Raw genomic sequence first — 12,620 nt, forward strand, 5'->3', positions numbered from 1 at the left:
GATAGTGATGGGACGGCCGGGCGCGCTCCAATGTGGGCGCGGATGTCGGCATCGTCCGGGTTTCAAGGAAAAAGAGCGTGTCTGCTGCGTCGGCAGGGCCGGACAAGGCGCCGGGCCACACCATCCACGCCGCTTCGCCCGTTGCCGGGGCGAGCGTGGATGGAAATTCATGCCTCATGCAGCGTCAACCTGTTTACGTCATCGGCAGGGGTGCGATCCCGCGCCTGTCGATGCTTATCTCATTGGCCCCAAAGGCCGCTTTTGAAAAAGCGGACCTGTCAGGAATATGAATGGGTAGCAGTCAAATATCAAAGGGGCAACGGCTCCCTGAAATATTATGTCGAATCTGTGGCGGTGCCGCCTGACCCGCTTTTCATCCTGAAGACGCGATTAACCCTCTCATTTTACGCGACTCAAACCGGCGATGCTTAATCCGGAATTCAGCGTGGGGACGCTTCGGACGGATCATCTTCATGAAATTTGGCTGGACGGCCAATGTGCAGGCGTTGCACAAACGACGCATGTTCCAAGGCCTTGCCCTGGCAGGCATGATCATAGCGGCCCCCGGCAGTGCGGGTGGCATTTCCGGCGTGGATGTGCGCGACAACCATGTTGTCGTGCGGTTCGACGACCGTGTGAACGGCGCGTCCGCCTTCCTGCTGGATTCGCCCCGCCGCATCGCGCTCGATATCGATGGCGCCCAGATGCGGCGAGCGCAGTTCACGCCGGGACAGGGCAATATATCGGCGGTCCGTCAGGGGCAGCTGAGTGGCGGCACCGCGCGGGTGGTGCTCGACCTTGCCAGTCCGGCGACCCTGGGCGATGCGCAGATGGCGCCCGATGGCAAATCGCTCAGCTTCTCGCTGCGCGATGTCACCGATCAGCGCTTCCGGTCGGAAGTGGGCAGGGGGCGCACCCGCTTCGATGCCCCGGCCGACATGGCGGCGCGGCCGCAAAAGCGCATCCATTCCATCACCGTGCCGATCCCGGCCGCCGCGCGCGGTCTTTCCCTGCCGCCGGTGGAGGGCGCCCATGATGGCAGCCGGCCGTTGATCGTGATCGACGCCGGCCATGGCGGCCATGATCCGGGCGCCATCAACAAGGAAAATGGCAAGCGCGAAAAGGATGTCACGCTGGCCATCGCCCAGGCGATTCGCGATCAGCTGGTCAAGGGCGGCTGGGTGCGGGTGGCGCTGACCCGCGATGACGACAAGTTCCTGGTGCTTCAGGAACGCTATGGCATCGCGCGCAAGATGGGGGCGGACCTGTTCATCTCCATCCATGCCGACGCCGCCGAAAATACCGAAGCTCATGGCGCGACCGTCTACACCTTGTCCGAAACCGCCTCCGACCGCGAAGCCGCCCGGCTCGCCGCGCGGGAGAATAAGGCGGATATCATCAATGGCGTGAACCTTGGCGGCCAGTCGGGCGATGTCTCCTCGATCCTGATCGACCTGACGCAGCGCGAATCGATGAATATCTCGGCCAATTTCGCCCGCCTGTTGCAGCGGGAGGCCGCACCCTATGTGCCCTTCCGCAGCGCCTATCACCGCTTTGCCTCGCTGATGGTGCTCAAGGCGCCGGACACGCCGTCGATCCTGTTCGAAACCGGCTATATCAGCAATGCCGACGACAGCGCCTTCCTGTCCTCCCGCGAAGGACAGGGCAAGATCGCCCGTGGCGTCGCCCGCGCGATCGAAGTCCATTTCGCCCGCAAGCTGGCGATGCGCGACGGCACGGCCGGGGGGTGAGAGTTTGTTTGGAAGATGCGTGAAAGAGCGCATTTTCGATGCGGATGCGCCAGAGGCGCATTCCCAAACATGTCCTATGGGCGGGGCCTTTGCTATCATGGCTCCGCCTTTTCGATAGGATCAGGGATGCGCAATAAAATTTCAAAATCTGCGGGAAATATGCGAAGTTAAGGGATCGTTGTTCGCGCACCTTGCCCGGTTCAGGCGCGGGACCGGCCACCAGATGCGGCCGATCGCATGATCGCCACTGGCCTTGGCCGCGATTTGACCCTAGAGCCTCATTCCCATGGAAGAGGCCCGTTCCGAAACCGCCCCTAAGTCCTTTGCCTATCGCCTGCGCCGTGACGCCGGGGGCCTGTTTGGACGCTTGCGCCCCCTATGGCAGCGCCGCCTGTTCCGCTGGGCGGCGATCCTGCTGGGCGGCTTCCTGCTTTTCTGCGCGCTGTTCTGGGTGATTTTCGCCCGTGGGCTGCCAGACGCTGCCACGCTGCTGGAATATGAGCCCCCGCTGCCGACCATCGTGCGCGACATCAACGGCCAGCCGGTGCACAGCTATGCCCGCGAACGCCGCGTCCAGCTGCAATATAGCGATTATCCGCAACAGTTGATCCACGCCTATCTCGCGGCGGAGGACAAGACCTTCTTCGACCATCATGGCGTCGATTTCCCCGGCTTTGCCGGCGCGGTGTTCGACTATGCCAGCAAGCTGGGTTCGGGCCAGCGCGCGCGCGGCGGTTCCACCATCACCCAGCAGGTGGCTAAGAATCTTCTGATCGGCGACGAATATTCCCCCACCCGCAAGGTGAAGGAGATGATCCTCGCCTGGCGCATGGAAAATGTGCTGAGCAAGCAGCAGATCCTCGAACTCTATCTCAACCAGATATTCCTCGGGCGGAACGCCTATGGCGTGCAGGCGGCGGCCCGCGCCTATTTCGACAAGGATGTCGCCGACCTCCAGTTGCCCGAAATGGCCTATCTCGCCATCCTGCCCAAGGGGCCGGCCAATTATCGCCCGGAAAGCGAAACCGGCCATGCCCGCGCGCTCGACCGGCGCAACTGGGCGCTGGGCGAGATGGAGAAGAATGGCTGGATCACCGCCGCCCAGCGCGCCGCCGCACAGGCTCAGCCGCTCGGCACCGTCGCCGCGCACGGCTCCAGCTTCGATGCCCGCGCCGGCGGCTATTATATGGAGGAAGTGCGCCGTCGCCTGATCCAGCTCTTCGGCGAAAAGGCGGAGGATGGCCCCAACAGCGTCTATGCCGGTGGCCTCTGGGTGCGCAGCCCCTATGATCCCACGCTACAGGATCATGTCGCCACCTCGCTGCGAAACGGCCTGCTGCGCTTCGACGCCGGGCGCGGCTGGTCCGGCCCGGTCGGCCATGTGAATGTCGACAATGGCTGGGAGAAGGAACTGGCGGCCAGCTATATCGACGTCGATTATGCTGAGTGGCGGGTCGCGGTAATCATCAGCCGCACATCCACGGACGCGCAGATTGGTTTCGCCGACGGCAGCACCGGTACGCTGCCCGCGGGCGCGGCGCAGACGCCCTATCGCAAGACCGGCGGCCCCGCCTTCTCGGCGATGAAGCCCGGCGACCTGATCGTCGTGGCGCGCAACGGATCGAGCTGGGCGCTGCGCAACATTCCCGAAGTGTCCGGCGGCATGATCGCGGAGGAAGTCCATACCGGCCGCATCCGCGCGATGCAGGGCGGTTTCGATTCGCGCCTGTCCAGCTACAACCGCGCGACACAGGCGCTGCGGCAGCCGGGGTCGACCATCAAGCCGTTCGTCTATGCCGCCGCGCTCGACAATGGCATGACCCCCGCTTCGATCATCGTCGATGGGCCGCTCTGCGTCTATCAGGGCGCCGGCCTCGGCCAGAAATGCTTCCGCAACTTCTCCGGCGGCAGCGCCGGGCCGCAGACGATGCGCTGGGGCGTGGAGCAATCCCGCAACCTGATGACCGTGCGGGCCGCCAGCCAGACCGGCATGGACCGCGTCGTGCGCACCATCAAGAATATGGGGATTGGCGATTATCAGCCCTATCTCTCCTTCGCGCTGGGCGCGGGCGAGACGACGGTGGAACGCATGGTCAATGCCTATGCGGCGCTCGCCAATCAGGGCCGGCAATTCCCGCCCAAGGTCATGGATTATGTGCAGGACCGGCGCGGCAAGGTGATCTGGCCGGAACGCTGGCGCCCCTGCGACGGCTGCAACATGCCGAACTGGGACGGCAAGCCGATGCCCCGCTTCGGCATGGAGGGCAAGCAGGTGATGAACCCGATGACCGCCTATCAGGTCGTCCACATCACCGAAGGCGTGATCCAGCGCGGCACCGCCACGGTGCTGGCCGATCTCAATCGCCCGCTCTTCGGCAAGACCGGCACCACCAACGGCCCGACCAATGTCTGGTTCGTGGGCGGATCGCCCGACATCGTCGCGGGCGTCTATATCGGCTATGACAAGCCGCGGAGCCTGGGCGGCTGGGCACAGGGCGGCCGCATCGCTGCGCCGATCTGGAAGGCGGCGATGACGCCGCTGCTGGAAACCATGCCCAAGACGCCCTTCGTCGCCCCGGCCGGCATCCGCATGGTCGCGATCGACCGCCGATCGGGCAAGCGCGTCTATGGCGCCTGGCCCGGCACCGATCCCAAGCCGGCGGTCATCTGGGAAGCGTTCAAGCCCGAATCCGAACCGCGCCGCTCCATCCGCAAGGAAGAAGCCGAAGAACAGGCCAAGGTCGCCGCCGCCCGCGCCGCCCGCGCGGTGTCCAACGGCCGCCGCCGCAACGACGCCGATTTCCTGGAAGGGCAAGGCGGGATTTACTGAGGGGATGGCGGGCCGTATTCTTCTCATCGACGGGATGCTGTCAGGCACCGGGATCAGAGATAAAATGGAGGGTGGCTATATTGAGCCTTCCGACATTGGCTTGAGTCCGACCGTATGTTCTGACTTGGCAGAATGGCTTCTACGGTATGAAGATGCTCATTATGAGGGTTTTAAACCGCACGTGGTGGAGCAACTCGATCAAGCGGGTTTACTATTGGCAAGTCGCGTATCTATCGAATTGTCCGATGTTGAAGTCGGGTATTTTTCCGACGGACGAATGACCCAACTGCGCTGATCGTTTGTCAGCTTGGCGTGAATGGGTGACATCCACTTTGTGCGTGGGGTGAACTACCCCTCCGTCATCGCTTCGCGATGCCACCTCCCCTTTCAGGGGAGGAATAATGCTACGAAAAATCCTCCCCTGGAAGGGGAGGTGGCTGGCCGCAGGCCAGACGGAGGGGTAGGGTGCGGCCATGCTTCATGGTCCGAAAGACACGCAGCATCGCGCCCGCATCTTGCGCCAGTCCATGACCTTGCCCGAAATACTGCTCTGGCAGGAATTGCGCAAACGCCCCGCCGGATTGCGCTTTCGGCGTCAGCATCCGGCGGGCGTCTATGTGCTCGATTTCTTCTGCCCCCGACACCGCCTTGCCGTTGAGGTGGATGGTGAGGTGCATGGGCGTGGTGACGCGCCGGAACGGGACGCAGTGCGTGACCTGTGGCTGGCGGCGGACGGGATCAGGGTTCTTCGTATCCGGGCTAAGGATGTCCTGAAGGATGTGGAGGCCGTAGTCCTCCACATCAGCACCAGCGCGCGGGGCTGACTACCCCTTCCGTCAGCTTTTGGCTACCACCTCCCCTTTCAGAGGGGGATTGCGGTTATGCCGCCCGCGCTGCCCTCGCCGTATCCAACGGCCGCCGCCGCAAAGATGCAGCCTTCCTGGAAGGAAAGAGCCGGATTTACGGAAGACGCATGCCATCGCAGGCGGGAAACGGCTTATTTATAAAGCAGCGTGTCCGATCCCGATACCATAAGGTCCGATAAGTCATAGCCGGCCGGAGCATGGCTCAGGTCATGCTGGTGGCTGATCAACTTCCACACGTCACGGGTAAAGCCGGCAGCCTTGACGTCGCGATAGAACATATTTGCCGAATACCGATTGAGCGTCAGATATTCGTCCCACATATGGCCTAGGATCAGGTTGGGATGAACCGCCGTCTGCTCATGCGCCGTTTTCTCTATGACTGCGCGCATGGCTGCGCTGTCGAACGTCAGATGCGCGAAAGGCGTGGGGATGAAGTCAGACAGATGGCTGCCATAATAGCTATGGAACCACGGGAAAACCTTGATGAAGGCAACGCCACCCGGCTTGAGAACCCGTTTGATCTCTGCAAGCACCGCAGGAACATCGGCGACATGCTCCATCACGCCCCAACTGAACACCACATCGAAATGATCGTCGGAAAACGGCATGGTGCGGCCATCATAGACGCAGGCCGTGACCCGGTCCTTGAGGGTTTCGGCTTCAGGAAAGCCTGCTTCGATCAGCCTTGTCGCAGCGGCCTCAGGGTTGAGCGCTGAGACGTCCAGGCCTACAACCTGCGCTGCGCCCCTTGCTGCCAGACCATAGGTCATCAACATTTCGCCGCAGCCAAGATCCATTATGATCTTTCCGGTTGGATCACCGATCTCTGTCACGACCTGATCGATCGAATCGACGTAATGAAGATGAACCCATTTATCCATATCAGGAAGGAAGCTTCCTCCCGCCGCTGTCGGCTTGGGTTCGACAACCGGAACAGGCGGTTGTTTTCTGGCCCAATTAGGCTGCAATCGCTTGAGGATTTTCTTGAGTCGCATGGAAGTTGGTTAGCCATGAATATGTCGTGGCACTAGAGGCGTTTGGTTGCTCGATTGCAACTATAGTTGCAGATGGCAAAAAGCAGGGCTGCCCATCAGGCTTTTGGCTTACGCCCTTCCCAAATCCGCCACCCTCGGATAGTGGCAGGCGTTTGATGCGTTTGCCGGTGCGTTGAAGCGCAACGACATTTCTGGAGAATTCCCATGCGCGCCGAAGCGCAGCAATATATCGACCGTATCGACGCCGCGTTGGATCTGCTGCGCCGCTTCCTCGACTGGGATCGTGCGCTGCGCCGCCTGGACGAGCTGAATGCGCGCGTCGAAGACCCGACCCTGTGGGACAATGCCAAGCTGGCGCAGGAAGTCATGCGCGAACGCACCCGGCTGGACAGCGCGATCGGCGCGACCCGCTCGATCGAGGGTGAGAAGACCGACAATGCCGAACTCATCGACATGGCCGATGCCGAGGGCGATGAGGATATGGTGTCCGAAGCCATCGCCGCGCTGAAGGCACTGGCCGAGCGCGCGGACGAGGACAAGATCAAGGCGCTGCTGGCAGGCGAGGCCGACGCCAGCGACACCTATCTGGAAATCCATGCCGGCGCGGGTGGCACGGAAAGCCAGGACTGGGCCGAAATCCTGTCGCGCATGTATCGCCGCTGGGCCGAACGGCGCGGCTACAAGGTCGATCTGGTCGATTATCAGGCGGGCGAAACGGCGGGCATCAAGTCCGCGACCTTCCTGATCAAGGGCGAGAATGCCTATGGCTATGCCAAGACCGAAAGCGGCGTCCACCGTCTGGTCCGCATCAGCCCCTATGACAGCGCGGCGCGCCGCCACACCAGCTTCTCGTCGGTCTGGGTCTATCCGGTGATCGACGACAATATCGATATCGAGATCAAGGAAAGCGACCTCAAGATCGATACCTATCGCGCATCGGGCGCGGGCGGTCAGCACGTCAACACCACCGACTCCGCAGTCCGCATCACCCACGTTCCCTCGGGCATCATCGTGGCGTCGCAGAATGACCGGTCGCAGCACAAGAACCGCGCCACCGCGATGAACATGCTGAAGGCGCGCCTGTACGAAGCCGAACTGCGCAAGCGGGAGGAAGCGGCCAATACCGACTATCAGGCCAAGACCGAAATCGGCTGGGGCCACCAGATCCGATCCTATGTGCTCCAGCCCTATCAGTTGGTGAAGGATCTGCGCACCGGCGTCACCTCCACCTCGCCCGACGATGTGCTGGACGGCGCGCTCGATCCCTTCATGGCCGCTGCCCTGTCGCAGAAGGTGACGGGCGAATCGGTCGATGTGGAGGATGTCGACTGATGATCGCACGGGCGGTTGCGGCGGGCGCCTTGCTCCTGCTCGCCGCCTGCGATCAATTGAGCGGCAGTAACGAGTCCGATCGTCCCGCCGCCGCACAGGATTTTCCCCGTGCCGACCGCCCGGTCGCGCCGATCGTATCGACCCGCTGGTCGAGCGAGGAAGCGCGCGACCGCGTGAATGAGGCGGAGGATATCATGGACCGGGCCGGCATCCGCCCCGGCATGACGGTGGCGGATATCGGCGCGGGCGAGGGCTATTATACCGTCCGCCTCGCCAAACGGGTGGGTGCCGACGGCCGGGTGCTGGCGGAAGACATATTGCCCGAAGTGATCGAGGCGCTGTCACGCCGCATCACGCGGGAAAAATGGGATAATGTCAGCGTCAAGCTGGGGGCTCCCGAAGACCCGAAACTGCCCGAAAACAGCTTCGACCGGATCATCATGGTGCATATGTATCATGAGATCGCCGAACCCTATGCCTTTCTCTGGCATCTGAGCCCCGCGCTGCGGAAGGGGGGCGAACTGATCGTGGTCGATGCCAACCGGCCGACCGACCAGCATGGCACGCCGCCCCGGCTGCTGGCCTGCGAACTGGCGGCGATGGGCTTCCGCATGGAAGAACTGATCCCCAAGCCGACCGCCGGCGGCTATCTCGCCCGCTTCCGCCGCATCGCGGCGCGGCCCGACCCGGCCAGCATCATCCCCTGCACGCTCAACGGCTGATGCGCGCCAGCACCGCTTTCCACCCGTCCGACCAGCCCTCCAGCCCATAGGCATCGATCCGGTTTCCCGGTCGCAGGCTGGTTGCCGGATCGATCTGAAGGTGCAGCGCCCGCGCCATCGCGTCGGCATCGGCCGGATCGACCAGCAGGCCATAGCGGCCATCATCGAGCAGCGCGGCGGCATTGCCCGCGCTGCGCGACGCGACCAGCGGCCGGTCGAGCGCCATCGCCTCCAGCAGCACATTGGCCGACCCCTCCCACCAGGATGGCAGGATGAAGGCATCGGCATGGACGACCCAGGGGAAGATATTGTCGACCGTGCCGGGCAGCAGCAGGTCGTCGCCGATACTCAGCGTCTTCGCTTGCTGGCGCAGCATCCGGCACGCGCTGTCGCGGCTTTCGCCCAAAATGATCAGCCGGGCAGGGCGCTCGCGCCGCAGGGCGGCAAAGGCCGTCAGCAGCGTGCCGAAATTCTTCTGCGGCGCCAGTCGCCCGATCGCCAATATGACCGGCACGTCCTGCGCCAGCCAGTCATGGGGTGGTGGCGCCTCCGCCCGTTTTCGCGCGGCCCCGGCGTCGATCGCATTCTCGATCACGCTGGCCCGCCCGTCCGCCAGCGCGCGGGCGAAGGCAGGCACGCCCTGCGCCAATGTCGGCGACACCAACACAAGATGATCGGCGTCGGCCGCCAGCAGCCACGCCATCAGCGCCCGCCCGGCGGTTGAGGCCAGTCCTTTGGGCGTCCCCGGCGCATCCCGGCGCAGGTCGTTGCTGATGCGATAGAGCCGCCGCAGCCCCGGCACCGCCCGGCTCCCCAGCATTGCCGTCAGATGGCCATGATTGCCCGCCGACATCAGCAGGTCCGGCCGGGTCGCGCGCAACCATCTCCATAGTCGCGGCATGGCCCGCCATTTCTGGAGCAGGCGCGATTCGCCCGAACCGCGCAGCAGGCTGTGATGCGCCACGCCCGGCACGCCACTGCCCCCCGGCAGCGCCGTCACCAGGTCGACCGCATGACCCTGTGCGGTGAGGTCGGCGGCCAGCAGGCGGACATTGCGCACTACGCCGGTCGCCGCCAGCGCATGCACATAAAGCGCGATCTTCACTTGCGATCCCGCTCCACCGCAGCCGCACCGCGCCACCGCGTCTCCGGCACCTGCGCCAGCGCATGGCGATAGAGCATCCCCAGCCGCCCGTCCGCCACGCCGCGTCCTTCGGCCAGTTGCAGGATATCCGTGCCGGGGTTCCAGTTGCCCTCGATCAGCACCGGCCCCTGCGCCGTCATGCCGATATCCCATCCGATAACGGTAAAGCCCGCGCGGAACCTATCATGCGCCCGCAATGCCAGCGCCAGCGCCGCCGCATGATCGGGCAGCATAGCCCCCTTGATCGGCGCGCCGGTCACAGGATGCAGACGGTGGCGGATCGGCGGGCGCTCGCCCTGCCAGGCGGCATCACAGCGCCCCTGCGCATCGACCGCCAGCACCAGATTGCCGGCGTTGAAATTGTCGACCGGCCGTGGCCCGCCGACCGACAGGCGCAGCGCCGTGGCGCAGACTTCCGGCGCGCCCTTTTCATCAAGGCAGGTCACGACCCGCAAGGTCGGCAGCGCCCCCGGCGACAGGTCGGCCAGCGCCTCATGGGTCGGCATCCGCTGCTGGATCACGCCCCCCTGCCGCCACAGCGCGCGCAGTGCAGCCGATAGTTGGTCATCCTTGACGATGCCACCCTTGCCCTGCCAGCCATCGCCTTGGCGCACGAACCGTTCGACGCCCTGACCCTTGGAGCGATAGCTGGGCTTGGCGATGATGTCCGTCTGCCCCATCAGCCAGCGATCAAGGTCCATCGTATCGGGATCGCAGGCATCGGGCAGCGGCAGGCCCTGCGCCATCTGCGCGAACAATTGCTTGTTCTTCAGCGGATTGGCGGTCAGCGGAAAGGCGCCCGGATTGATCAGCCGGTGCAGCCCCTTGCGATCCCGCATGCTCAGACCCTGCGCCCGGATGTCGGCTGCCAGAAAGCGCCGCTCCGCCGCCGACCATCCGCCCCCGTCGATCGCGGAAAGGGCATGGCCCATCAGCCGCTGCACCGGCGACCAGTGGCGTGCCAGCCCGTCATGATAGGCGGCGATCAGACTATTGCCGCCGTCCCGCCGGATCGGCAGCGCGCGCAGTGTCAGCAAGACCTATTCCGCCGCCACCGCCAGCGTCGTGCGACCGGCCAGCACCTGTTCCGCCACATCGCGCGTGCGCGCATTGTCGACATCGATCGCCACGGCGCCGTCGCTCAATATGACCGGGCTGATGCGCAGCCGGAACCGGCGCGAAAAGCGGCCAAAGGCCTGTTCCAGCGTGCCGACGCCATAGCGGAAGCGGATGAGGTTGATGAGGCCGAAGGCGCCGATGATGCGTAGCGGATGCTTCACGAACTGCCCGCCCGACCGGAACGTCTCCGCCGCCTTCAACGCGGCCCGATCGCGCAGCCAGTAGGTGTTGCAATTGGAATAGCTGTCATCAGCAAAGCGATAATATTTGCGCTGCCCTTTCGGATGCGCAGCCAGCACGAAGGCGCGCCGGGTGAAGGCGACCGCCGCATCGGCCTGCGCAGCAGCGCAGCCGTCGATCATCTCGTCCACGGCGTCGGGCGTCAGCAGCACATTGTCGGCGGTGGTGATCAGCAGCGGAAAGGTCGCCCCTTCCGCCGAAGCCAGCACGCTGTCGACCAGATTGGGTTGCGCACCGATCCCTTTCAACCGACCACTGGCGATCAGCCTGCGCAGCGGCGCCAGATCGCGCAGCAATTCGGGCTGTTCGATCACCACCCGAATTTCGCCGATGCGCGGATTGGCGGCCAGCGCGTCGATGACATGCAGCAGCATCGGCTGACCGGCTACCGGCACCAGGCATTTATGCGTGACGCCTGCCGCCATCGCCAGCGGATCGCTTGCGCCATCGCGCCGCCCGGCCAGCACGACCGCTATGGTCCGACCCGCCATCACGCTGCGACCTGCGCGGGGATGGCCGTCAACAGGCCCTGCCGTTCCAGACTATGGCCGACGATCGTCTCGACCAGCGCCGCATGATCGACCCCGATCGAGGCGGCCGATCGCGAAATGGTCTTTTTCGACCACAGGTTGCAGGACAGGTTCACCTCCATGAACAGCACCGTCCCGCTTGCCGGGTCATAGCGAAACTCGAACCGACCATAATCGAACGGCCAGAGTTCGGGGAGCAAAGCCTGCGTCATCGCCTCCAGCCGATCGCGCAGATCGGCATCCTCCACCAGCACCAGTGGATCGTCGCCCGCATCGATGAGGCCGCGCTTCTCTTCATAGCTGCGTTCGCGATGCGGATCGGCCGGCACATACATCATCGGCGGCAATATCCAGGGCTGGCCACCACTGCCGCCCACCACGGGCACCGCGAGATCCAGCAGCGGCGCCCATTGTTCGACCAGCACATCATGGCCCAGCGCGAACAGGCCGTCGGCATGGTCGCGTGCCTCACCCCAGCTATCGACCATCTTCACGCCCCAGGAGGCGGAGGAGGCGTTGGGCTTCACCACCAGCCGGTCGGCGGCGAAGGCCGGAGCCTCGAACAGGCCGCCACGCCGGAAAAGCTGCGCCTTCATGGTCGGCACGCCGCGTGCCCGCGCCACCATCTTGCTCAGATATTTGTCGTCGGACAGGCCCCGCACGATCGGCGAAGCGCCCAGATAGGGCAGGTCGCACCGGGTCAGCAGCAACGGCGCCAACATCTCGCTGTTCAAAAAGCCGCCGCGATTGAACAGGGTGACGACGAAGTCCGCATCCGGCCGGTCGAACAGCGCATCATAGCTGTTTGCGACGTCGACATGCAGGCCGATCGCCTCCAGCGTGCTGCGCATCTCATGATGATAGATGGCGTGATTGCCATCCTGTGCGTCCGGTCGGCCGTCGGCGCAGGCATGTTTGGCGAGGAAGAGAATGCGCAGGCGCGCCTTGTCGGCAGCGGATATGCGAATCTGGCGGGGATGTGTCGCTGTCATTGCGGCAAATTACAATCGCTGCGTGACGCGGCGCTTACGATGATGTTGCATCCCCATGATCGCCATCGGTCATGGGGATGACGGTTTCGGGTCGATCCC

At 64.1% G+C, this 12,620-nt stretch carries 12 protein-coding genes; 7 read left to right on the forward strand and 5 right to left on the reverse strand.

The window, feature by feature from the left end:
- The first annotated feature begins 32 nt into the window (after positions 1-32).
- The 5 genes from BMX92_RS26880 to BMX92_RS07590 all read left to right on the forward strand — a co-directional run bounded on the left by BMX92_RS26880 (position 33) and on the right by BMX92_RS07590 (position 5,405).
- A complete protein-coding gene (locus BMX92_RS26880; protein ID WP_143066737.1) occupies positions 33-290 on the forward strand; it encodes a hypothetical protein in 258 nt (85 codons plus the stop codon).
- Positions 291-473: 183 nt separating this feature from the next.
- Positions 474-1,751 carry an N-acetylmuramoyl-L-alanine amidase gene (locus tag BMX92_RS07575; protein ID WP_093014357.1) on the forward strand — a complete coding sequence of 426 codons (1,278 nt, stop codon included), beginning with the start codon at positions 474-476 and terminating at the stop codon, positions 1,749-1,751.
- 286 nt (positions 1,752-2,037) lie between these two features.
- Positions 2,038-4,581, forward strand: coding sequence for a penicillin-binding protein 1A (locus BMX92_RS07580; RefSeq protein WP_093014360.1), 2,544 nt, complete (start codon positions 2,038-2,040; stop codon positions 4,579-4,581).
- A 4-nt stretch (positions 4,582-4,585) separates the two neighbouring features.
- Positions 4,586-4,876 (forward strand): hypothetical protein, encoded by a 291-nt coding sequence (locus BMX92_RS07585; RefSeq protein WP_093014363.1) that lies wholly within the window; start codon positions 4,586-4,588, stop codon positions 4,874-4,876.
- Positions 4,877-5,054: 178 nt separating this feature from the next.
- Positions 5,055-5,405, forward strand: coding sequence for an endonuclease domain-containing protein (locus tag BMX92_RS07590; protein WP_093014366.1), 351 nt, complete (start codon positions 5,055-5,057; stop codon positions 5,403-5,405).
- Positions 5,406-5,578: 173 nt separating this feature from the next.
- Here BMX92_RS07590 and BMX92_RS07595 read toward each other — a convergent pair whose 3' ends face one another.
- Positions 5,579-6,442, reverse strand: a complete 864-nt coding sequence (locus BMX92_RS07595; protein WP_093014369.1) for a class I SAM-dependent methyltransferase — start codon at positions 6,440-6,442, stop codon at positions 5,579-5,581.
- Between the two features lie 204 nt (positions 6,443-6,646).
- Between BMX92_RS07595 and prfB the strand changes: the two genes are divergently transcribed.
- Together prfB and BMX92_RS07605 are read left to right on the forward strand one after the other, a co-directional pair.
- A complete protein-coding gene (prfB, locus tag BMX92_RS07600) occupies positions 6,647-7,774 on the forward strand; it encodes a peptide chain release factor 2 (protein ID WP_093014373.1) in 1,128 nt (375 codons plus the stop codon).
- Positions 7,774-8,496, forward strand: a complete 723-nt coding sequence (locus BMX92_RS07605) for a class I SAM-dependent methyltransferase (protein ID WP_093014376.1) — start codon at positions 7,774-7,776, stop codon at positions 8,494-8,496. Before prfB ends, BMX92_RS07605 begins: the two co-directional genes overlap by 1 nt.
- Here BMX92_RS07605 and BMX92_RS07610 read toward each other — a convergent pair.
- The 4 genes from BMX92_RS07610 to BMX92_RS07625 are packed head-to-tail and all read right to left on the reverse strand — an operon-like array spanning position 8,486 to position 12,521.
- A complete protein-coding gene (locus BMX92_RS07610; RefSeq protein WP_256213308.1) occupies positions 8,486-9,601 on the reverse strand; it encodes a glycosyltransferase in 1,116 nt (371 codons plus the stop codon). The two genes, BMX92_RS07605 and BMX92_RS07610, sit on opposite strands and share 11 nt — an antisense overlap.
- Complete coding sequence (locus BMX92_RS27890; protein ID WP_093014382.1) at positions 9,598-10,677, reverse strand: sugar-transfer associated ATP-grasp domain-containing protein; 1,080 nt, start codon at positions 10,675-10,677, stop codon at positions 9,598-9,600. Before BMX92_RS27890 ends, BMX92_RS07610 begins: the two co-directional genes overlap by 4 nt.
- Before the next feature lie 3 nt (positions 10,678-10,680).
- Positions 10,681-11,490, reverse strand: a complete 810-nt coding sequence (locus BMX92_RS07620; protein ID WP_093014385.1) for an NTP transferase domain-containing protein — start codon at positions 11,488-11,490, stop codon at positions 10,681-10,683.
- Positions 11,490-12,521, reverse strand: a complete 1,032-nt coding sequence (locus BMX92_RS07625) for a phosphoribosylglycinamide synthetase (protein ID WP_093014388.1) — start codon at positions 12,519-12,521, stop codon at positions 11,490-11,492. Before BMX92_RS07625 ends, BMX92_RS07620 begins: the two co-directional genes overlap by 1 nt.
- Positions 12,522-12,620: the final 99 nt, after the last annotated feature.

Origin of the sequence: Sphingobium sp. YR768 (assembly GCF_900111125.1) — a bacterium.
GTDB lineage: Bacteria > Pseudomonadota > Alphaproteobacteria > Sphingomonadales > Sphingomonadaceae > Sphingobium.

Excerpts from the sequence above, each read along its gene's own strand:
- BMX92_RS07625 (WP_093014388.1), bottom strand. The coding sequence starts at position 12,521 with ATGACAGCGACACATCCCCGCCAGATTCGCATATCCGCTGCCGACAAG.
- BMX92_RS07575 (WP_093014357.1), top strand. The coding sequence starts at position 474 with ATGAAATTTGGCTGGACGGCCAATGTGCAGGCGTTGCACAAACGACGC.
- BMX92_RS07620 (WP_093014385.1), bottom strand. The coding sequence starts at position 11,490 with ATGGCGGGTCGGACCATAGCGGTCGTGCTGGCCGGGCGGCGCGATGGC.
- BMX92_RS07590 (WP_093014366.1), top strand. The coding sequence starts at position 5,055 with ATGCTTCATGGTCCGAAAGACACGCAGCATCGCGCCCGCATCTTGCGC.
- BMX92_RS07605 (WP_093014376.1), top strand. The coding sequence starts at position 7,774 with ATGATCGCACGGGCGGTTGCGGCGGGCGCCTTGCTCCTGCTCGCCGCC.
- prfB (WP_093014373.1), top strand. The coding sequence starts at position 6,647 with ATGCGCGCCGAAGCGCAGCAATATATCGACCGTATCGACGCCGCGTTG.
- BMX92_RS07595 (WP_093014369.1), bottom strand. The coding sequence starts at position 6,442 with ATGCGACTCAAGAAAATCCTCAAGCGATTGCAGCCTAATTGGGCCAGA.
- BMX92_RS07585 (WP_093014363.1), top strand. The coding sequence starts at position 4,586 with ATGGCGGGCCGTATTCTTCTCATCGACGGGATGCTGTCAGGCACCGGG.
- BMX92_RS07580 (WP_093014360.1), top strand. The coding sequence starts at position 2,038 with ATGGAAGAGGCCCGTTCCGAAACCGCCCCTAAGTCCTTTGCCTATCGC.